Below are 19,343 nucleotides of genomic sequence, written 5' to 3'. Positions count from 1 at the left end.
GAAGAGCGGAATCTTCGAGCGGTTCCAGTCCATGCCGATCGCGCGGTCGGGTGCTGTGGGCCCATGTCGTCACCTCTCTGGTCGCCAACCTGATCGCGCTCGTGCTCGTCGTGGGCGTCGCTGTGCTCATGGGATTCCGCTCAGGGGCAGGAGTGTCGGCATGGCTCGCGGTCGCCGGCATCCTGCTCTTGTTCACTCTGGCGCTGACCTGGCTCGCCGTGATCCCTGGGCTCTCCGCGTCGTCGGTCGAGGGAGCGGGCGCGTTCGCCTACCCGCTCATCTTCCTGCCGTTCGTCAGCTCGGCGTTCGTGCCCACAAAGACGATGCCCGGCCCGGTGCGCTGGTTCGCCGAACATCAGCCGGTGACGTCGATCGTCAACACGCTGCGTGCTCTGTTCACAGGGCAGCCGGTAGGCGACGACATCTGGACCGCCCTCACCTGGTGCGTCGGCATCCTCGTCGTGGCGTACGTCTTCGCGGTGATCGCCTATCGCCGGAAGATCGCCTGAGGCAGGCTGAGACCCATGCTCACCATCAGCCAGCTTGCGGCGTACGCCGGGGTGACGGTGCGGGCGGTACGCCATTACCACAAGGTTGGGCTGCTGCCCGAGCCCGAGCGCGACCGGTCCGGGTACCGGACCTACGATGCCGCCGCGGTCGTGCGACTGATCCGGATCCGCACCCTGGCTGATGCAGGCGTGCCGCTGGCCAGGGTGCAGGAACTCCTCGACGCCGGCCCGGAGGAGTTCGCCGGCGGCGTCCAGGAGATCGACAAGGATCTGCGCGCCGAGATCCGGCGGCTGCAGGACACCCGCAGCCGACTCGCCCGGCTCGCCGCCGGAGAGCACCTGGCGCTTCCGCAGAGTGTTGTGGGCTACCTCGACCGGCTGCGTGGTCTCGGCGTCGGGGAGCGGTACATCGAGCTGGAGCGGGATGCCTGGATCATGATCGCCGCGCAGGTGCCGGACCTGATCGACTCCGTGATTGCCAAGAAGCACGAGGAACTGGACCACCCCGACATGGTGAGGCTCTACAGCTTCTTCACCGGGGAGCCCGACTGGCGGGCCGGCGATCCACGGATCGTCGAGGTCGCCGACATCCTGGAGCGCCTGATGATTCGCGCCGTGGAGGCTGGCGAGGTGGGTGCCGACGGCTTCGACGATCAGTTCGTCGCCCTGATGGACTCAACCATGCTTGAGTCCGCACCGGGCGCCGAACTGGTGCTGGCGATTCTGAAGGAGCGTGGCTGGAGTGGCTGGACCCGCATCGAGCGCGGCCTGCCGAGAGGCTCAACACTGAGCTGCCGCCATCTTGAAAGCAGGTCCGGGGTCTGGCGTGACGTCTGTTCTGGGGTGCTTGTGCTGGCTACATGAACGCCGCCCTCGACCAACTGCGGGCCGACGGGTTCGAGGTGCGGGAGCAGGACGTCGCGCGGCTGTCGCCGTTCGTGCGGCACCACATCAACATGCTGGGCCGGTACTCGTTCCAGCTTCCCGACCTGCCCGGCGGTCTGAGGCCGCTGCGGGACCCGGACGCCGCCGACGAGTGCCAATGATATTGGCCGTATCTCGTCTGCCGTCCCACGACCCCACACAGGCTTAATGATGCTCCCGCGCCACGCACTGCGCGGGTGGTCGTGACGACAGCACGGGGGGACCATGGATCACACAGGCGGCATCGGCGTACCACCTCCCGGGCCTCCGCCACAGCTTCCGCCCCGGCCCCCGTCTCAGCCGCCGCAGCCGCCTCCTCAGATACCGCCGATGCCGCTGCCTCCCCGCAGGGGAAAGCGGCTGGAACTCCGGGTCCAGCGGCACATCCTGTGGGTGGGGTCGGCGGCGGCTCCGTTGCGCAATGTCAGCTGGGTCGAAGTGTTCAGGCTGAAGCCCGCCTGGGGCAAGGTTGGCGTCTACGCCCTGCTGTTAGTGGTCGTCGCCTTCTTGGTCTCCGCCCGGCTCGACTCCACGGACAGGGGCGGCGGCCCTGCCCCGGGCGTTCTGACCCTGTTCACCCTGGCCGTTATCTGGGCCGTCCTGCTCTGGCCGAGGAAGCCGGTGCTGGTCGTCGAGCTGAACAGCGGTTCCAGGGTGGTTTTGACCCTGCCGACCATGGACGAACTGCGGGCGATCGCCGGGCAGATCGTGTACGCGATCGACCACCCGGAATACGAGTTCTCCACCGTCCTCGAGCAGTACAACACCACGAACAACTTCGGTTCCGTCGTCAACATGAACGGCGGCAGGGGAAACACGGGGATCAAACTATGAGCGACACATCGAACAACTTCGGTTCCATTGTCAACATGAACGGCGGCAGGGGAAACACGGGGATCAACCACGGCACCGTCGTCCACAACGACGGCACCGCTCAGGACACCGAGCTGCGGGCCGCCGTGAGAGACCTCACCCGCCTCCTCAAGGACCTGCGCCCGGAGCTCACCCCGGACCAAGCTCAGACCGTGGAGAACGCGTTGCCCGCGCTCACCCCCGACCGGGCCGCCCTGCGTGAGCGCGGCATGATCCTGGCATCCGTCGCGCAGATCGCGGCGAGCGTGGGCGAGGTGGGCAGGCCCGTCGTGGAGGCGCTGGAGCGGCTGCTCGGGCTGCTGGGCTGACGGGCCTGCCCTTGGTGGGTACGGTCATGGCCTACGCCGTGGGCAAAGCAGCGAATCCGGGCCTTGAGACAGCGGCCGAGTTCCCACGGCGTCCCCGGCCTGTAGAGCCTCACCGTCTGCTGTCCCCCGGCGCGAGCAGGTCCCAGCCCGTGCCCGTGCCCGCGCCCCGCCGACCGAGGTGTGGGCATCCAGCAGGGCACGGGCCTGCCCGTACGACAGCCGAGCCAGCCCGGTGTCCGGGCACACGTCGCGCGGTGCGATCACCTTCCCCGGGCCGGGGCGGCGGTGGGTGACGAAGACCGGGCCGCGGGCGCGGCCGCGCAGCAGACGGGGCAGCAGCCGCGCGGTGCCGGCGTCCCAGTAGACCGTCTCCAGCACGAAGTCCTCCCGCTCCCGCCCGCCCCGGCGCCGGGGCGGCGGCGCCCTTGGCCTTCGCCAGCGCCCGGCGCCCCGGCAGGTCCAGCTCCTCGATGTTCACCCCGAAGATCTCCTCCGTCCGCGTTCACCCCGAGGATCTCCTCCGTCCGCGCGCAGGTCTCGTAGAGCATCCGCCACAGCGTCTTCTCCCGCAGCGGAACCTCCCGGCGGGCGATCAGCCGGTCGACGGCCAGCTTCGGCCGGGCCGGATCTCAGAGTCCGGCGGCGTCATCCGCTTCACCCAGGCCGGCACCGCCGGGCCGTTCGGCGGTCTTCCCGACACCGGTGCCGTAGCCGCGGGCGGTGTTCGGATTGGCGAGCGAGCGGAGGAAGACGTCGGCCGCCGACCGGACGGTCAGCGCCTTCCCGGACCGGAGCTGGATGACGGCGGGCACCGCTTCCCCCTTGCCACAGATAACGGGGTTGCTTCGCGCAGCGGCGCGGCGACGTCGCCGCAGGCCGGCTCCGGCGATGCCACAGACAATGGGGCGTTATCTGTGGAACGACTTCCGACCCGCCCCGCCGGCCGCACCCCGGGACGTGCGCCCCGATGAGCTGACCGCGCCGGGGGACGCGGCGAAGTTCGCGGTGACTGCGGCGGCCTGCCGGTCGGTGGGCTGGGACTTTGCGCGGTTCGGGACGCCGGACGCGGTGCTGATGGCGAACGTGCGGTGGCTGGCCGGCTGCCGGCATCCGCGGGTGCACCGCCCTGACGTCGCTGATCGTCTGGTGGAGGTGTTCGCTGACGGCGCCGGTCTGCTGGACGGAGCTCGGACAGCCGCACAGATCGAGTATCGGCTCGGCAACCCCGAAGGCGTCGCCACACTCATCGCGAGCAACGCCACGGCGCCCGCTGGCCCGGCTCCGCAGGTGGATGAGCCACTGCCCATGGGGGCACGGGACACCAGCCGCCACTGACCCGAACGGCCGCGAGGTCACACTGTCCCGCAGCGACTGCGAAGGAGTTCCACACCGTCGCCTTCGAGTTCTTCCCAGTACGCCGCACGTCCGGTCATGGCCATCACCAAGGCCACGGTGGGGCCGGACACGAGCAGCCCCGAACCGGTCGTGAAAGGACCGTCATCCGCGACGAGCTTCAGCCCGTCGATGCGTCCCTTGGCAACGACCACAAGGTCCGAACCTTGGTAGTACTCGGCCACCCGGGTGACTACCTCGCTCGGGTAGTCGCGGCGGACGCCCAGCGGACGCCGGATGTCTTCTGCGTGCACGATCGTCTCGCCCAGCATGGCTATGCCAGGCAAGGGCGGCTTGGTGGTGCTCGGGACGACGCGCCGGAACCGCTCAAGAGTCTCGGCCGGGGTCGTGCCCAACTGCTCGGCCAGCCGCATGGCCACCTGCTTGTCGAAGTCGAACCGGCAACGGATCACCCCTGCCATCCAGCGCACGGCGTTGAGGCTCGCGCCCGCGGTGAGGTGCGCAAGCACCTCACGCACCGTCAAACCGGTGCACAACGAGGGAGTTTCCCACTGCTCGTCAGCCATGTCTGCGAGATCGACCGCCAACGCTGCTCGCTCAGCGTGAATCAAGGGCCAGACCCCGGTCCTGCGGCCGCGGGCCACTGTCACTGCCGGATCAGTCATACGGAGAATCTCCTGTCACGGGGGCGTACTCCAACGTCCCACCCGGCCGGTCTGGGCATCCGGCACGGGCGGTTCGTGAGGAAGACCGATACTCCGGAGCAAAGTCACCGCCCGTGAGCAACTTTCCTCCATTGCGGCCCGCCACTGAGCATATGCAGCGCTACGCGCCACCTGGCCGGAGTTATAAGAGAACGGGGCCGTCAAGCGTGACGGTGGATATCGTGACGGAAGCATGCGGCGAGACCTGCGGCCGGCGTGACCCGCTCAATCGGTTTCCGGTGTCTGTCGAGGGCGGGTGGAGTAGACCTTGTGCCAGTGCTCGGCCGAGCGGACCAGGTCGTCGATGACGTGGCGGAGGAACTGGCTCGTGTTCTCCAGTCGGGCACCGGCAGGGGTGGTGACGCCGAGCTTCCGGGCTCCGGCCGCGCAGGCTTCGGCGATCCGGGTCTGGTTGCGCGCGCCGGCCATGATGGATGTGAACACCGCGTCGTCTTCGATGACGTAGCGCTCGGCGCGGCTGTGGGGGTCGCGTTCGCGTTTGATGAGTGCCTGGTTCTCCAGGTAGCCGATGGCCTTGGAGATGGAGGCGGGACTGACCTGCAGGCGTCGCACGAGTTCCGCGGAGGTGAGGCTGCCGCTGTCGGTGGTGAAGATCGCGGCGAGCACCTTGGCCATCATCTGCGGGAGCCCGGCCTGAATCATCAGCTCCACGCTCTGCGCGCCCACCTCGTCCGCGATCCGCGGATCGCGCCCGCCGAGGTCGGCCCTTCCCGGTGAGGGCGTCGGCGAGGGGGCCCTGCGCTGACGCGCGTGCCCGGCGCCGCCCACGTGGTGCGCCGCCTCGGCGTGGTAGCCGCGCGGCCCGCCATTGCGCATCACCTCGCGGGTGACGGTCGAGGTCGGCCGCCCGATGCGGCGGCCGATGGCGGCGTAGGTCAGTCCCTCGCGCAGCCCCGCGGCGATCTGCTGCCGGTCCTGGAGCGTGAGTCGGTCGCCGGGCATCGGGGCGTCCTCCACTGTTCGACGTCCGAACCAGCTTAATGCAACGCCCTACCGTTGCATTACCCGGCAACCGTCATGCAACGATTTGCTTCGCTTACCTGTGCTTATGTCGTTGCTTCACGTAAATGCATTTGACGAATCTCTGTATGCAACGCAACTATTACTGAGCCATGAAGGCTGGCTGACAGCTCATCGACGGAAGCGAACCCCCATGACCACCGACCTCGGTCCCCCCGCCCTCTCGGCGACCGCTGTACGCAAGGCGTACGGCGACCACGTGGTGCTGAACGGCATCGACCTCGACATCCCCGCAGGATCGGTCTTCGCGCTGCTCGGCCCGAACGGCGCGGGTAAGACCACGATGGTGCAGATCCTTTCGACGCTGATCCGGGCCGACGCCGGGGAGATGCGGGTCGCCGGCCACGACGTGGTCCGTGATCCGGATGCGGTCCGTGCTGCGATCGGCGTCACCGGCCAGTTCTCCGCGGTTGACGGCTTTCTCACCGGCGAGGAGAACCTGCTGCTGATGGCCGACCTGCACCACCTGCCCCGCCGGGAACGGCGGCGGTGTGCCACCGACCTGCTGGCGCGGTTCGACCTGGTGGACGCGGCCCGCAAGCCCGCGATGACGTACTCCGGCGGGATGCGTCGCCGCCTGGACCTGGCGATGACGCTGGTCGGCCGACCCCGAGTGATCTTCCTGGACGAACCGACCACCGGCCTCGACCCGCGCAGCAGGCGGACCATGTGGGAGATCATCCGCCGTCTGGTGGCCGACGAAGGGGTCACTGTCTTCCTCACCACGCAGTATCTGGAGGAGGCCGACCAGCTTGCCGACCGGATCGCGGTGCTGCACCAGGGAAAGCTCGTCGCACAGGGCACGGCGGAGGAGCTCAAGCGGCAGGTCGGCGGCGGCCACATCACCCTGCGGTTCACCGACGCGCGCGACCTCGACTACGCGGCACGGACGCTGGACGTGATGTCCCGCGACGATCAGGCCCTGACCCTGCAGGTCGCCGGCCGGGGCGACGTCCCGTCGCTCCGCGCACTCCTCGACCGGCTCGACCGCGCCTCGCTCACCGTGGACGAACTCCAGGTCCACACCCCCGATCTCGACGACGTCTTCTTCGCACTGACGGGCAACCCCGTCGCGGAACAGGAGCCCGCCCGATGAGCACCGCCACCCACGCCTTCAGCGACTCGGCGACCATGCTGCGCCGCCAGTTACGGCACATGCTGCGCTACCCGACGCTCACCCTCACCGCCGCCGGGGTCCCGGTGGTCTTCCTGCTGCTGTTCGTCTACGTCCTCGGCGGCATCCTCGGCAGCGGCCTCGGCGGGCCGTCGGGCGGCCGGGACACCTACGTGAACTACGTCGTCCCCGGCGTCATCCTGATGACCGCGGCCACCGCGGCCCAGGGCACCGCGATCTCGGTGGCCATCGACATGACCGAGGGCATCGTCGCCCGGTTCCGCACCATGGCCATCGCCCGGGTCTCGGTGCTCACCGGCCACGTGCTCGGCAGCCTGACCCAGACCCTGCTGAGCATGACCATCGTCACCGGCGTCGCCCTGCTGGTGGGCTTCGAGCCCACCGCGGACTTCGGTGAATGGCTCGGCGTGATCGGCGTGCTCGTGCTGATCATCTTCGCGCTCACCTGGCTGTCGGTCGCGCTGGCCATCATGGCCAAGAGCGTCGCGGCCGCGAGCAACATGCTGACGCCACTGATGATCCTGCCGATGATGGGCAGCGGATTCGTCCCCACCGACTCGATGCCCGCCGGGCTCCAATGGTTCGCCGACTACCAGCCGTTCACCCCGTTCATCGAGACCCTGCGCGGGCTGCTGATGGGCACCCCGATCGGCAACAACGCGAATCTCGCCCTCGGTTGGTGCGCCCTGATCGCCCTGGGCGGCTACCTGTGGGCCAGGAAGCTCTACAACCGCGAGCCCACGCAGTGAGCGGCTCAGCTGCCGCCTTTTGACCACCTAGCGGTCGAGATGAGTCCGCTCGGATTCGAGGCCGGCTCGGGGGTCGGGCGGCCCGGCCATGCGCGTTAGTAACGCGCATTGTCGCAGTCCTGAGTAACCTGGCAGCCGACAGGACGACTACGGCAAGCGCATCGATGGTGACGAATCGGTAAAGCGGCGCCGTCCATCACGACGAGGACCGATGAAGCCCCCTGCCAAGCGGATCACGAGCACCGACGTGGCGCGCGCTGCCGGTGTGTCCCAGACGACGGTGAGCCTCGTACTGAACGACAAACCCGGTCAGCGCATCCCCACGGACACCCGGCGCCGGGTCCTCGAAGCGGCCAGGCAGCTCAACTACCGGCTGCGCGGGTCGGCCCGAACTCTCGCGGCCGGCCGCAGCAACGTGGTGCTCCTCGCCCTGTCCGGAATGCCCATCAGTCCCAGCGTGTCGAGCTTCATCGAGCACTTCGGCTCCTCACTCGCCACTCGGGGCCTGACCCTGGTGACCCACCTCGCCGCATCGGACGCCCGACCGCTGGAGGACGTGAGTGCCGCGGTGGACGCGTCCGCGGTGGTCGGTCTGGAGCCGTTCGACGAGCAGACCGCCGAGGCCCTCCACCACGTAGGGGTGGACCTTGTCCTCGCCGTCGGTGCGGACCTCTCCCCGCCCCAGAAGGAGATCGGGCGACTCCAGGCCCGTCACCTCCTCGACCAGGGCCATCGACACATCGGTTACGCCCTGCCCGAGCGGCAGGCGCTTCGGTGGTCGGCCGAGGAGCGGCTCCGCGGGGTCCTGGAGGTGTGCGCGGAGCGTGGTGCCGACCCGGCCGTCGCACAGCCCACCGGGCTCGACCGCGTGGGGGCGGCGCGGGCCGTCGACGTATGGCGTCGGCAGTCCGTCACGGGCGTGTGCGCCTACAACGACGAGATCGCGATCGCTGTCCTGGCCGGCCTCCACGCGCACGGTCTGACCGCACCTGATGATCTCGCGGTCGTGGGTGTGGACGACATTCCCGTCGCCCGGCTGGCCGCCCCACCCCTCACCACCATCGCCTTCGACCTCGGTGCGGCGGGAGGCCGACTGGCGGAAGTGGTGGCTGCCGGACTCGACGGCGAGGACGCGGAGTTGAACCCGCTCACGGCCGGTCCTCATCTCCTGGTACGCCGGTCCGCCTGAGCGGTCTGTGCCCGCCGCCGCGGCGAAGCCGGGCCTCGCGCCACCGGTGGCGGCCCCGCCGCGTCAACTCGACGCGCGCCCGATCAGCTCGGGCCCCACCGGGGCGGCGCCGGGCGCGGGGGCGCGTCCGGCGAGCGTGGACGCCACCGCCTCCGCCCGCTGGCGTCCGGCTTCCCGCAGGTCGAAGGAGACGGTAGTGAGCGGCGGCAGCGACAGCGCGGCGGTCGGTATGTCGTCGGCACCCACGACGGCGAGGCCCCGCGGTACCTCGACACCCGCTACCCGGGCGCCCGCCAGGACGGCCAGTGCCGTCTCGTCGTTGAACGCGCACACGCCGGTCACCGAGTGGGACGTCCACTGCCGCACGGCCCGCTCCGCCGCCACCACCTCCAGTTCCACGTCGATGACCACGGGATGCCGCAGCGAGGCGGCCGCGCACGCGTCGGTGACGCCCTGGAGCCGGTGCCGCGCCATGGGGAGGTGGCTGGGGTGGGTGGGCATGGCGTAGCCGAGGCGCCGGTGCCCGCGTGCGATGAGGTGCTCGGCCTGGAGCCGGCCGACGTGCCGCATGGACGGGGCGTTGCCGTCACTGGGGATGACCACCTTGACACCCGCAGCGCGCAGGGCCTGGACGGTCGCCTGGTCGAAGGCGCCGAGTCCGATGACGGCCGAGGCGTCGACGGCCGCGCAGACGTCCTGGAGCGAGCGGTCGTCCGCGCCCGCGTGGGCGACCAGGGTCAGGCCGCGATCGGCCAGAGCGGCGGCCAACTCCTCGGCGAACCGGCTGACACCGTCACCGATCGGCATGTCGGGCAGCGCCAGCAGCACGATGTCACTGTGCCCCGCGGCCAAAGCCCGCGCGGAGGCGTGCGGCCGGTACTTGAGTCGGCGTGCCGCTTCGAGGACACGCTCCCTGGTCTCCTCTGGGATCGCGTGCCCGGGGCGGTCGTTCAGCACGAAACTCACGGTCGTGCGGGACACACCGGCTTCCTTCGCCACGTCCGCACTGGTGACGCGCTTGGCAACCTGCCTCATGGCCTCTCATCACTCGGGGCAGCGGTAGTCGTCACCTGTGACGGTACCTTGTCGGCCGTGGCCGGTGCTGTCCCCTGCTGAGGCGCGTTACTCCTGCTCGTCAGGCACCCGCGGTCGCAGCCGCAGGACCGTGCCCTCGCCGTTGGCCGACAGCAGCAGCGTGCCGTCCGGGGCCGCGGTCAGCCCGGCGAAGAGGCGCGGGGCGCCGGGCATGCCGTGGGCGAACAGGGCGGGGTCGGCGCGGGTCACGCCCGGCGGCGGGCCGACCGCGAGGTCCTCGGCCTCCACCCGCTGTGCCCCGGTGTGCAAGGAGACGGCGCTCAGACGGCGGGCGGCCGTCTCGACGACGAACAGTTCCTCGCCCAGCACCGCCAGCCCCTGCGGGGCATCCAGCCCGTCCGCCACGGTCACCGTCTCCTCGGCGTCGAGCCTGAGCACGGCACCGAGGACGTCGTCGCTCACGTAACAGTGGCCGTCGGCGTCGTACGTCACGTCGACCGGGTGGAGGAGTCCTTCGGCGAGAACGGTGACGGTGTCCTGTGCGTCGACGGCCAGGACCCGCCCGGCGCCCGCCTCGGCGACCACGACACGGCCGCCGGGGCCCACCGTGACGCCCATGGGCTGGTCCAGCCCTGTCGCCCGGGTCCGTGTGGTTCCGGTGCCGGGGTCGTACGTCGTGACCTCTCCGTACTGCGAGGTGGTGTGCAGGAGCCCGTCGTCGGCGGTGACTCCGTGCACCAGCCGCAGATGCCTGAGGGTGCGCCCGTGGGCGGGACCGCTGCCTGGGTCGACTTCCGCCAGGCGGTAGTGGTCGGCCGCGTACACCCTGCCGCCGAGGTCGACGGTGATGCCGTACGGGCCGTCGAGCCCGCGCGGCACGATGTCCCGGATCCGGCCGTCGGGGTGCATCTCGGTGACGCCGCCGGTGGCGAAGCTGGAGACGAACATGCGGTTCTCGGCGTCGAAAGCGGCGTTGTCCAGGCCCGTGACGCCGCTGGTGACGAGGGAGCGGGCGCCCGTGCCGTGCAGGTCGATGCGGGTGACGATGCCGGCCTCGCCGCGCGAGAGGACCGTCAGGACTCCCTCCCGGTCGAAACGGACCGCCACGGGTTCGTGGACCCCCTCCGCGACCTGTTCCGGCACGCCGCCGTCGGGCGGGATGCGCCATACGTCGTTCGTCACCATGTGCGGGTAGTACAGGCAGCCGTCGGGGCCGATCTGCATGGCGTTGCCCAGGGCGAGCCCCTCGGTGAGAACGACGGGGTCGCGGCCGTCGGGGAAGATCTCCAGCAGCCGGCCGTTCATCCGCATCTCGTTGACGAAGAGGCGGTCACCCAGGCATGTGATGCCGTTGGGTACCCGCACCTGGTCGGAGACGAGCGTGTACGCGCCCTGGGGGCTGCGCCGCCAGACCCGGCCGGGAACCAGGTCGGCGATGTACATGGACCCGTCCGCGCCGAAGGCCAGGTCGTCCGGCGACTGCACGGGCCCGCCCATCGGGACGACCACCTCGATGTCGCCGGTGGCGATGTCCACGGCGCTGATCTGCCCGGCGAGGAACTGTGCCACGTACAGCCGCCCGTCGGGGCCGAACGCGACGCCGTTCGACCCCCACAGCGGGCTCGGTGAGGTGAGCCGGGTGATGTCCCAGCGGGTACTGCGGGGTGGCTCGGTACCGGCCGGGCCGAAGCGGCTGGGGTGCTGTCGCGTCACGAGCCGGCCTCCCGCGCGGTGCCGGGCTCTACGAGGACGTCGTCCATCCCGCCTTGCGCACGCCAGTCGCGCAGCAGGGCGTGGAAGGCGACCGGCCCGTCCCCGAAGGACTCGTTGCGTTCCCTCGGCATGCCCTCGTTGTTGTAGTAGCCGGGTGTGCACTCGGCCTGGAACGCGTGCAGGTCCGCCGACTTCTCGCGGATCGCGGCGACCCATTCCTCCACGGCCTCGGGTGTGGGTTCGACGTACCGTGCCTGCCGTGTGCGGGCCGCCGCGATGACCTCGGTGACGTGGGCGGCCTGTTCCTCCAGGATGTGCACGTAGTTGACGGCGCTGGCGTTCTGCATGGGGCCGAGCTGGAACAAGTTGGGGAAGCCGTGGCTGTAGAAGCCGTGGAGGGTCTTCGGGCCCTGCTTCCAGGCGTCCATGAGGGCGAGGCCGTCACGGCCGTACACCGGCAGCCGCCCGGAGAGGATGCCGGAGACGCCGACGTCGAAGCCGGTGGCGAAGATGATGCAGTCGACCTCGTACGCCCGGTCACCGACGACGACCGCGTTGTGCGTGATGCGCTCCACGCCGTGCGTGTCCGCCGTGTCGACGAGGGTGACGTTGGGCCGGTTGAACGTCTGGAGGTAGTGGTCGCTGAAGGTGGGCCGCTTGCACATGTAGCGGTACCACGGCTTGAGGAGCTCAGCTGTGTGGGGATCGTCGACGAGGGCGTCCACGCGGGCGCGGATCTCGTGCATCTTCTGGGCGTCGGCGAGCTCGTAGGCCCGTTCGCGATCCTCGGCCGGGACGTCCGCGTAGCTGTTGGTCGGGATGAGCTTCTCGAAGAGTCGGGCGCTGCTGGTCCAGCCGTCGCTCACGAGGTCCTCGTCCGCCGGGACGCCCGTGACCACCTTGAGGAAGTTCTCCATGCGGTGCCGCTGCCAGCCGGGCTGCAGCGAGCCGGCCCAGTCGGGGTCGGTGGGCCGGTTGGCGCGTACGTCGACGGAGGACGGCGTGCGCTGGAACACGTACAGGTGCTGCGCGTCGGCGCCGAGGTGCGGGACGACCTGGATGGCGGTGGCGCCGGTTCCGATGAGGGCCACGCGTTTGTCGGCGAGTTCGTGCAGGTTCCCGTTCGCGTCGCCGCCGGTGTAGGCGTAGTCCCAGCGGCTGGTGTGGAAGGTATGGCCCCGGAACGTCTCGATGCCCGGGATGCCGGGCAGCTTGGCCTGGCTGAGGGTGCCGGTGGAGGCGATCACGTAGCGGGACCGGATGCGGTCGCCGCGGTCGGTGGCGACGATCCACTCCGACTCGGCCTCGTCCCAGCGCAGTTCGGTCGCCGAGGTCTGGAAGCAGGCGTCGCGGTAGAGGTCGAAGTGCCGTCCGACGGCGCGCGCGTGCTCGCGGATCTCCTCGCCGGGGGCGTACTTCCACCGCGGGACGTAGCCGACCTCTTCCAGCAGGGGCATGTAGACGTACGACTCGATGTCGCAGTGGATGCCGGGGTAGCGGTTCCAGTACCAGGTGCCGCCGAAGTCCCCGCCCTTCTCGATCACGCGGATCGACGCCACGCCGGCCTGCCGCAGCCGGGCGCCGGCGATGAGGCCGCCCAGACCGCCGCCGACGATGACGACCTCGACCCGGTCGGTCAGTGGTTCGCGGGTGTGGTCCCGGTCGGCGTAGGGGTCTTCGTCGTAGTAGCCGAACTCTCCTGTGGTGCTGCGGTACTGGCCGCGGCCGTCCGGCCGGATGCGGCGGTCGCGCTCTGCCCGGTAGCGGGCGCGCAGCGCGTCCAGGTCGATGCCGAGCGCCTCGGGGCGGACCGGGTCGTGGGGGGTGGGCAAGGTGTCCTCATCTCCTTCTGGGGTGGGGGTGAGCCTGCCGATGCCTCAACTGTCGTACGGCAGCGACGCGTCCGTCCCGGGCCGGTCCGTTCCCGTCACGACAATGGTGGCGGCACACCGGATGTCGTCGCTCGCGAAGGCGCCCATGATCGTGACGTCACCGGATTCCAGCCCGCGACGTCCGTCGGGCAGGGTGTAGAAGAGTCGCTCCACTGGTGCCTCCAGCAGCAGGCTCGTGCTCCTCCCGCCCGCCAGTGGGACGCGGGCGAAGGCGAGCAGGCGGCGCACGGGCCGTACGACGCTCGCGTCCTCGTCACGGGCGTACATCTGGAGCACGGCCGTGCCGGCCACGTCACTGGTGTTGGTCACCCGGAACCGGGCGCGGATGCGGTCCCTGTGTTGCTCGACGGCCGGCCCGTCCGTGTCGTCGAAGGTCACGTCGAACGTGCTGTAGGACAGGCCGTGGCCGAAGGCGTACAGAGGGGTGACGTCGGAAAGGTCGTTGTAGCCGTGCCGGGTGCCGGTCGGGTGGGCGTAGCCGCTGCCGAACAGGTGGCCGTGGTACAGGGGGAGCTGGCCGATGTCGCGGGGGAAGGTGCTGGGCAGTTTGCCGCTCGGGTTGATGCCGCCGAGCAGACAGTCCGCGACGGCCTCGGCGGCCGCTTCTCCCAGCAGGGGCGCGAGCAGGACGGCGCGGGAGACCCGAGCCGCCTGCGTGAGCACCAGCGGGCGGCCGGACACCACGACCGTCACCAGCGGCTTGCCGGTCCGGCCGAGCAGTTCCAGGAGCTGCTCCTGGTTGCCGGGCAGCCTCGGGTGGGCCGTCGACTGGCCTTCGCCGGCGGTGTTGTTGCCGACCCACCCGGTGCGTTCACCCACCATGGCGACGACCGCGTCGGCGTCGGCCACGGCGGCGGCCACGGCCTCCGCTTCGAGCGGTCCGCCGTCCTCGAAGGAGCCCAGCGGCACGTGGATGACGGAGTCAGTACGGTCTCGCAGCGCGTCGAGGACGGTGGGGGCGTCGGGGTGCAGGCTCCGGGTGATGCCCGCGAAGACGGAGTCGTCGCTGGGGAAGCGTGCCTGGAAGATGTCGGTGAAGACGAAGGTGGCGGGGTCCACGCCGGGCACCCGGCCCTCCTTCAGGGCGCGCATGCCCGTCGGCACCTCGTCGTGGGCCACCGAGGTGTAGGCGCCGAAGTGGACGCGGAGGTCGTCGGCGGCTGGTCCGACGACGGCGATGGTCAGGCCCTGCGGCGGCAACGGCAGGGTTCCGTCGTTCTGGAGCAGTACCAGGCTTTCGGCCGCGACGGTACGGCGCACCTGTGCGGCCTCGGTCGGCTCGGGCCCGGCGGGCTGTGCCGGCCGCTGCGTCCGGACGTCCGGGATGAGGCCCAGACGGGCCTTGACCGTGAGGACCCGGGTCACGGCCTGGTCGAGCAGGCTCTCGTCGAGGCGTCCGGCCTCGATCTCCTCGGCCAGGTGGGAGTAGTTGGTGTCGCCCGGCAGTTCGACGTCCAGACCCGCCGCGATGGCCTGGGCACCGGCCCGGCCGGGGGTCGTGGCCGTGTGGAAGACGTGCCGCAGCAGGTTGACGGAGTCGTAGTCGCTGACGGCCAGCCCCTCGAACCCGAGCTGCTCACGCAGCAGTTCGGTCAGCACCCAGCGGTTGGCGGCCACGGGCAGGCCGTCGATGTCGTTGTAGGAGTTCATGACGCCGTACAGGCCGGCCTCGGCGATGGCGCGTCGGAAGGGCTCGGCGTAGTCGTCGACCAGGGCGCGGCGGCCCAGCTGGGTGGTGGCCTGGTTGAGGCCGCCCTCCGAGGCCCCGTACCCGAGGAAGTGCTTGCCCACCGCGAGGGTGCTCGCCCCGCCGTCCTCGTCCTGGATGCCGCGCACGAACGCCACGGAGAACCGCGCGGCGAGTTCCGGGTCCTCGCCGTAGGTCTCGTGGACCCGGCCCCAGCGCGGGTCCCGGTTCAGGTCCATGACGGGAGCGAACGCGAGGTGGACGCCGGTGCGGCGCATGTCGGCCGCCGCGCCGGCGGCGATCCGCTCGGTCAGGGCGGGGTTCCAGGTCGCTGCCTGCGCCCAGGCGGTGGGGAACTGCTCGGCGCAGGGGTGCAGGAAGCCGTTGATGGCCTCGTTGTGCACGAGCGCGCCCATGCCGAAGGGGCTCACCTCCCGCACGGCCTGCTGGATGCCGTCCAGCGCGGACTTCAGACCGTCCGCGTCCCGGCCGAGGTACCAGCTCAGGGACAGGTGGCCCACGCCGTGCGGCCGCAGTTCGGACAGCCGGCTCGGAGCAAGCTGGAAGCCCGCGTCCCCGCCGGGGACGAAGAGGTCGGTGACGGCGAATCCTGTGACCTGAGCGATCTTCTGCTCGACGGTCAGACGCGAGACGAGGGACTTGATGGCGTCCGGGTCGGGGAGGGTCGTCATCGGTGCGGCTCCTGTTCGAAGAAGGCGTGGGCGGGGCGGTGTCGGCGCGGAAGGGCCGGGTGGGGGTGGCCGGATCAGACGGCGGACCAGCCGTCGTCGGCCGGCAGGACGGCGCCGTTGACGAAGGCCGCGTCGTCCGAGGCGAGGAACACGATGGCGGCCGCCTGCTCCTCCGCGGAGCCCAGCCGCCCGATGTTCGCGCCGATCAGCTGACCCACCACTGCCGGACCGTGCGCGTCGGGGCGGGCGTCGACCTGGATACCGGTCGTGGTGGGGCCGGGCGCGACGGCGTTGGCGCGGATGCCCTGCTTGCGGTACATCACGGCCAGGCTCTTCACCAGGCCCACGACCCCGTGCTTGGACGCGGTGTAGGCGGCCCCGGCCGCGCCGCCGCGCAGGCTCGCCCCGGAGGCGGTGAAGACGATCGAGCCGCGCCCGGCGCCGAGCATGTGGGGGAGCGCGGCGCGCGTGAGGAGGAACGGCGCGGTGAGGTTGATCCGGATGACCCGCTCCCACTCGGCGTCGTCCGTCTCGCCCAGGGCCGACATCCGGTCCATGACCCCGGCGTTGTTCACCAGGACGTCGAGCGAGCCGAAGCTCTCGACGGCCGCGTTCACGACCGCGTCCACCACCCGCGGGTCGCTGAGGTCGCCCGCCACCACCCGTGCCTTGCCCCCAACGTCCTCGATTCGCTTGGCGACCTCTTCGGCGCCGTCGGCGTTCAGGTCGGCCACGAGCACGTTCGCGCCTTCGTGCGCGAAGCGCAGCGCGGTGGCTCGCCCGATGCCCGAGGCCGCACCCGTCACCACGACGCTGCTTCCGGTGAGTCCGGTGGCCATGCGGCCCTCCTGCTTCTAAGAGTGATAATGCGCGTTACTGATGCGCGTTAGCAGCCAACCGAAGATAGCCGCCCCATGCAAGACGCCGCCTCATCACGATCAAGCAACGGGCGGACGTTCGAGGACTGCCGGGTCCGGCGGCGGACAAGGCGGGTGCCGCCGGACCCGGGACCCGCCGCTCCCCGTCCCCACGGGTACGACGGGTGCGGGGCGCTGCCGCTTCAGCGCCCCGCACCCGGTGGCCGCCAGGAGAGGCGGCCACCGGGTCGTACGGTTACCGACTGAGCGACGTGGCCGCCTCGTGCCGGGTCTCCGTCGCGGGAGCGGTGTGCTTGCGGGTGAGCGCCTCTCCCTCGACGTCGACGTTCGGCAGCAGTCGGTCCAGCCAGGCCGGCAGGTGCCAGGCGCGGTCGCCGAGCAGGGCGAGGACGGCCGGGACGATCGCCATGCGGACGATGAAGGCATCGAAGAGGACCGCGGCGGCCAGTCCGAAACCGATCGTCTTGATCATGGACTCGCCGGAGCCGATGAAGCCGGAGAAGACGGCGATCATGATGAGGGCGGCGGCGACCACGACACGGGCGCTGGTGCGGAAGCCGGAGACCACCGCCTGTCCGGGCCGGTCGCCGTGGACGTAAGCCTCGCGGATGCGGGAGACGAGGAAGACCTCGTAGTCCATGGCGAGTCCGAAGACGATGCCCACCAGGAAGATCGGCATCATGCTCATGATGGGGCCGGTGGTCTCCAGGCCGAGCAGTTCGGCGCCGTAGCCGTGCTGGAAGACCAGGACGACGGTGCCGAGGGCGGCGAGGACCGACAGCAGGTAGCCGAGGGCCGCCTTCAGCGGCACCAGGATCGAGCGGAACACCAGCATCAGCAGCACGATGGCCAGGCCGACCACGGTGATCAGGTAGGGGACGAGGGCGGACTGGAACTTCTCGGCGACGTCGATGTTCATCGCGGTGCTGCCGGTGACCTCGTAGCTCGCCCCGGCCTGCCGCTCGACGGCGGGGCGTTCGTCGCGGATGGTCTGGACGAGGTCCATCGTGGCTGCGTCGGTGGGGCTGGTGGCCGGAGTGGCGGACAGCACCGCGGTGTCGCCGGCCTGGTTGAAGTTGGCCGGGGAGACGGACACGATGCCGTCGGTCGCGGCGATTTCCTTGGTGACGGTGGCCACGGCGGCCTTGGGATCGGCGGATCCCTTGGTGTCGACCACAATGGTCAGGGGGCCGTTGAAGCCGGGGCCGAAGCCGTCGGCGAGGGCGTCGTAGGCGCGCCGCTCGGTCGTCGAGGTGGGCTTGGACTCGGCGCCGGGCATGCCCAGTTGGAGGTCCGCCGCCGGGACCGCGAGCGCTCCCAGGCCCACTACGCCCAGCAGGAGCACAGGCAGGGGGCGGCGTACGACGAGCCGGGCCCAGCGGGTGCCGTGGTTGTCCTCGGTGGTTGTTGCGTCGGTGCGCTTGGCCTTGCGGGTGTTCTTGCGGAAGGCGCGGGAGAGGACGGCGTTGGGCCAGAACCCGAGGAGGGCGGGTACCAGGGTCAGGCAGATGAGGACGGCGATGAGCACCGCGCCGGCCGCGGTCAGTCCCATCTTGGCCAGCATCGGGATGCCCACCACCGACAGGCCGGCCAGGGCGATGACGACGGTCAGGCCGGCGAAGACGACGGCCGACCCGGCGGTGCCGACGGCGAGCCCGGCGGCCTCGGCGGGGGTGTGGCCCTTGGCGCGTTCCTCCCGGAAGCGGGAGACGACGAACAGGGCGTAGTCGATACCGCAGGCCAGCCCCAGCATCGAGGCGAGGGTGCCGGAGGTGAGGGACAGGCCGAACGTGCTGCCCAGCGCGATGATGGCGGCCATGCTGATGCCGACGCCGATGATCGCGGTCAGCAGGGGCAGCCCGGCGGCGGCGAGGGAGCCGAAGGTGATCAGCAGCACGACGGCGGCGATGCCGATGCCGATCGCCTCGGCCGAGCCGCCCGCGGACGGCTGGGTCTCCAGCGCGTTTCCGCCGACCTCGACCGTCAGCGAGCCGTCCTTGGCGTGGTCGATCGCCGTTTCCAGGTGCTTCTTGCCGGCGTCGGTGAGGTCGCCGGAGTCCGCGGTGAAGGTCACGGTCGCGTAGGCGACGGAGCCGTCCTCGCTGACCGCCTTCGTCGTGAAGGGGTCCGCGACGGAAGCTATCTGTGAGCCGTCGGCCGCCTCGTGGACGAACGCTTCGATCGTCTTCTTGTTCTCGCTCGCCGTGACCTTGTCGCCGTTCGGGGCGACGAACACGACGCGAGCGGTGGCACCGTCGGCACCGGAGTCGGGGAACCGCTCCTCCAGCAGGTCGAGCGCCTTCTGCGACTCGATGCCCGGCATGGCGAACCCGTCGTCGGGTGCCGCCGGCGCCTTGGCCGCGGCCAGGCCGACGGCGACCATGATCGCGATCCACGCGAGGGTGACGAGCTTTCGCCACCGGAAGGCCGCGCGGCCCAGGTTGTACAGGAAAGTTGCCATGGCGGGAGAGAGCCTCCACATAGAGGTGCGGAACACGGGGGACGCGAGGCGTCTCTCCGTTCCGCCGCGGGCGGATCCGGAGGCGTGCCTCGATGTGTTCCACGATCCCGTTCGCGGCCGGTCCTCACGAGGGAGTGCACTCCCGAATCGATGGTGTAGCCCGCTACACCAGCTGAGCCGCGCCGGTGGCGCAGCGCACG

16 protein-coding genes and 2 pseudogenes are annotated in these 19,343 nt (G+C 70.5%); 9 read left to right on the top strand and 9 right to left on the bottom strand.

Annotated elements, in window-relative coordinates; translation table 11 throughout:
• The first annotated feature begins 50 nt into the window (after positions 1-50).
• The 5 genes and pseudogenes from ABZ078_RS13915 (at position 51) to ABZ078_RS13895 (ending at position 2,614) form a co-directional block, all read left to right on the top strand.
• Complete coding sequence (locus ABZ078_RS13915; protein WP_356574893.1) at positions 51-509, top strand: ABC transporter permease; 459 nt, start codon at positions 51-53, stop codon at positions 507-509.
• A gap of 15 nt (positions 510-524) precedes the next feature.
• Positions 525-1,373, top strand: coding sequence for a MerR family transcriptional regulator (locus tag ABZ078_RS13910; protein WP_356574891.1), 849 nt, complete (start codon positions 525-527; stop codon positions 1,371-1,373).
• Positions 1,367-1,555 (top strand): annotated as a pseudogene (locus tag ABZ078_RS13905) (Tn3 family transposase); the annotation flags it as partial. The gene ABZ078_RS13910 and the pseudogene ABZ078_RS13905, both read left to right, overlap by 7 nt.
• Positions 1,556-1,763: 208 nt before the next feature.
• Positions 1,764-2,267: a DUF6232 family protein gene (locus ABZ078_RS13900; protein ID WP_356574889.1), complete on the top strand. Its 504-nt coding sequence runs from the start codon at positions 1,764-1,766 to the stop codon at positions 2,265-2,267.
• Positions 2,264-2,614, top strand: coding sequence for a hypothetical protein (locus ABZ078_RS13895; protein WP_356574887.1), 351 nt, complete (start codon positions 2,264-2,266; stop codon positions 2,612-2,614). The genes ABZ078_RS13900 and ABZ078_RS13895 overlap by 4 nt, the downstream gene beginning before the upstream one ends.
• Positions 2,615-2,750: 136 nt before the next feature.
• Here the strand turns inward: ABZ078_RS13895 and ABZ078_RS13890 are convergent.
• Positions 2,751-3,426, bottom strand: a pseudogene (locus ABZ078_RS13890) (site-specific integrase); the annotation flags it as partial.
• Between the two features lie 76 nt (positions 3,427-3,502).
• On the opposite strand from ABZ078_RS13890, the gene ABZ078_RS13885 reads away from it, so the two are divergent.
• Positions 3,503-3,949: a hypothetical protein gene (locus ABZ078_RS13885; RefSeq protein WP_356574886.1), complete on the top strand. Its 447-nt coding sequence runs from the start codon at positions 3,503-3,505 to the stop codon at positions 3,947-3,949.
• Positions 3,950-3,966: 17 nt separating this feature from the next.
• Here ABZ078_RS13885 and ABZ078_RS13880 read toward each other — a convergent pair whose 3' ends face one another.
• Both ABZ078_RS13880 and ABZ078_RS13875 read right to left on the bottom strand, forming a co-directional pair.
• Complete coding sequence (locus ABZ078_RS13880) at positions 3,967-4,632, bottom strand: maleylpyruvate isomerase family mycothiol-dependent enzyme (RefSeq protein WP_356574884.1); 666 nt, start codon at positions 4,630-4,632, stop codon at positions 3,967-3,969.
• Between the two features lie 264 nt (positions 4,633-4,896).
• Positions 4,897-5,634 carry a helix-turn-helix domain-containing protein gene (locus ABZ078_RS13875; RefSeq protein ID WP_356574882.1) on the bottom strand — a complete coding sequence of 246 codons (738 nt, stop codon included), beginning with the start codon at positions 5,632-5,634 and terminating at the stop codon, positions 4,897-4,899.
• A gap of 211 nt (positions 5,635-5,845) precedes the next feature.
• Between ABZ078_RS13875 and ABZ078_RS13870 the strand changes: the two genes are divergently transcribed.
• The 3 genes from ABZ078_RS13870 (at position 5,846) to ABZ078_RS13860 (ending at position 8,785) form a co-directional block, all read left to right on the top strand.
• Positions 5,846-6,808: an ATP-binding cassette domain-containing protein gene (locus tag ABZ078_RS13870; protein WP_356574880.1), complete on the top strand. Its 963-nt coding sequence runs from the start codon at positions 5,846-5,848 to the stop codon at positions 6,806-6,808.
• On the top strand, positions 6,805-7,596 hold the full coding sequence (locus tag ABZ078_RS13865) for an ABC transporter permease (protein WP_356574878.1): 792 nt from the start codon (positions 6,805-6,807) through the stop codon (positions 7,594-7,596). Before ABZ078_RS13870 ends, ABZ078_RS13865 begins: the two co-directional genes overlap by 4 nt.
• A 211-nt stretch (positions 7,597-7,807) precedes the next feature.
• Positions 7,808-8,785, top strand: coding sequence for a LacI family DNA-binding transcriptional regulator (locus ABZ078_RS13860; protein ID WP_356574876.1), 978 nt, complete (start codon positions 7,808-7,810; stop codon positions 8,783-8,785).
• A gap of 63 nt (positions 8,786-8,848) precedes the next feature.
• On the opposite strand, the gene ABZ078_RS13855 is transcribed toward ABZ078_RS13860, so the two are convergent.
• The 6 genes from ABZ078_RS13855 to ABZ078_RS13830 form a co-directional block, all read right to left on the bottom strand.
• Positions 8,849-9,820, bottom strand: coding sequence for a LacI family DNA-binding transcriptional regulator (locus ABZ078_RS13855; protein ID WP_356574874.1), 972 nt, complete (start codon positions 9,818-9,820; stop codon positions 8,849-8,851).
• Between the two features lie 87 nt (positions 9,821-9,907).
• A complete protein-coding gene (locus tag ABZ078_RS13850) occupies positions 9,908-11,464 on the bottom strand; it encodes a hypothetical protein (RefSeq protein ID WP_356575012.1) in 1,557 nt (518 codons plus the stop codon).
• A 65-nt stretch (positions 11,465-11,529) separates the two neighbouring features.
• The gene (locus ABZ078_RS13845) at positions 11,530-13,365 is read right to left on the bottom strand and encodes an NAD(P)/FAD-dependent oxidoreductase (RefSeq protein ID WP_356574872.1); all 1,836 of its coding nucleotides are present in this window, start codon (positions 13,363-13,365) and stop codon (positions 11,530-11,532) included.
• 45 nt (positions 13,366-13,410) lie between these two features.
• On the bottom strand, positions 13,411-15,804 hold the full coding sequence (locus ABZ078_RS13840) for a glycoside hydrolase family 3 N-terminal domain-containing protein (protein ID WP_356574870.1): 2,394 nt from the start codon (positions 15,802-15,804) through the stop codon (positions 13,411-13,413).
• Between the two features lie 74 nt (positions 15,805-15,878).
• A complete protein-coding gene (locus ABZ078_RS13835; RefSeq protein ID WP_356574869.1) occupies positions 15,879-16,643 on the bottom strand; it encodes an SDR family NAD(P)-dependent oxidoreductase in 765 nt (254 codons plus the stop codon).
• A 274-nt stretch (positions 16,644-16,917) separates the two neighbouring features.
• Positions 16,918-19,143, bottom strand: coding sequence for an MMPL family transporter (locus tag ABZ078_RS13830; protein WP_356574867.1), 2,226 nt, complete (start codon positions 19,141-19,143; stop codon positions 16,918-16,920).
• Positions 19,144-19,343 lie beyond the last annotated feature (200 nt).

Origin of the sequence: Streptomyces sp. NPDC006385, from assembly GCF_040612485.1 — a bacterium.
Classification (GTDB): domain Bacteria; phylum Actinomycetota; class Actinomycetes; order Streptomycetales; family Streptomycetaceae; genus Streptomyces.
The sequence above is the reverse complement of the archived record's forward strand: the minus strand, read 5'-3'. Positions and strand labels throughout refer to the sequence as shown.

Bases quoted from the DNA above. Each gene is read 5' to 3' on its own strand.
- ABZ078_RS13830 (WP_356574867.1), bottom strand. From the start codon at position 19,143: ATGGCAACTTTCCTGTACAACCTGGGCCGCGCGGCCTTCCGGTGGCGA.
- ABZ078_RS13875 (WP_356574882.1), bottom strand. From the start codon at position 5,634: ATGCCCGGCGACCGACTCACGCTCCAGGACCGGCAGCAGATCGCCGCG.
- ABZ078_RS13870 (WP_356574880.1), top strand. From the start codon at position 5,846: ATGACCACCGACCTCGGTCCCCCCGCCCTCTCGGCGACCGCTGTACGC.
- ABZ078_RS13895 (WP_356574887.1), top strand. From the start codon at position 2,264: ATGAGCGACACATCGAACAACTTCGGTTCCATTGTCAACATGAACGGC.
- ABZ078_RS13855 (WP_356574874.1), bottom strand. From the start codon at position 9,820: ATGAGGCAGGTTGCCAAGCGCGTCACCAGTGCGGACGTGGCGAAGGAA.
- ABZ078_RS13860 (WP_356574876.1), top strand. From the start codon at position 7,808: ATGAAGCCCCCTGCCAAGCGGATCACGAGCACCGACGTGGCGCGCGCT.
- ABZ078_RS13900 (WP_356574889.1), top strand. From the start codon at position 1,764: ATGCCGCTGCCTCCCCGCAGGGGAAAGCGGCTGGAACTCCGGGTCCAG.
- ABZ078_RS13840 (WP_356574870.1), bottom strand. From the start codon at position 15,804: ATGACGACCCTCCCCGACCCGGACGCCATCAAGTCCCTCGTCTCGCGT.
- ABZ078_RS13865 (WP_356574878.1), top strand. From the start codon at position 6,805: ATGAGCACCGCCACCCACGCCTTCAGCGACTCGGCGACCATGCTGCGC.
- ABZ078_RS13835 (WP_356574869.1), bottom strand. From the start codon at position 16,643: ATGGCCACCGGACTCACCGGAAGCAGCGTCGTGGTGACGGGTGCGGCC.
- ABZ078_RS13880 (WP_356574884.1), bottom strand. From the start codon at position 4,632: ATGACTGATCCGGCAGTGACAGTGGCCCGCGGCCGCAGGACCGGGGTC.
- ABZ078_RS13885 (WP_356574886.1), top strand. From the start codon at position 3,503: ATGCCACAGACAATGGGGCGTTATCTGTGGAACGACTTCCGACCCGCC.
- ABZ078_RS13910 (WP_356574891.1), top strand. From the start codon at position 525: ATGCTCACCATCAGCCAGCTTGCGGCGTACGCCGGGGTGACGGTGCGG.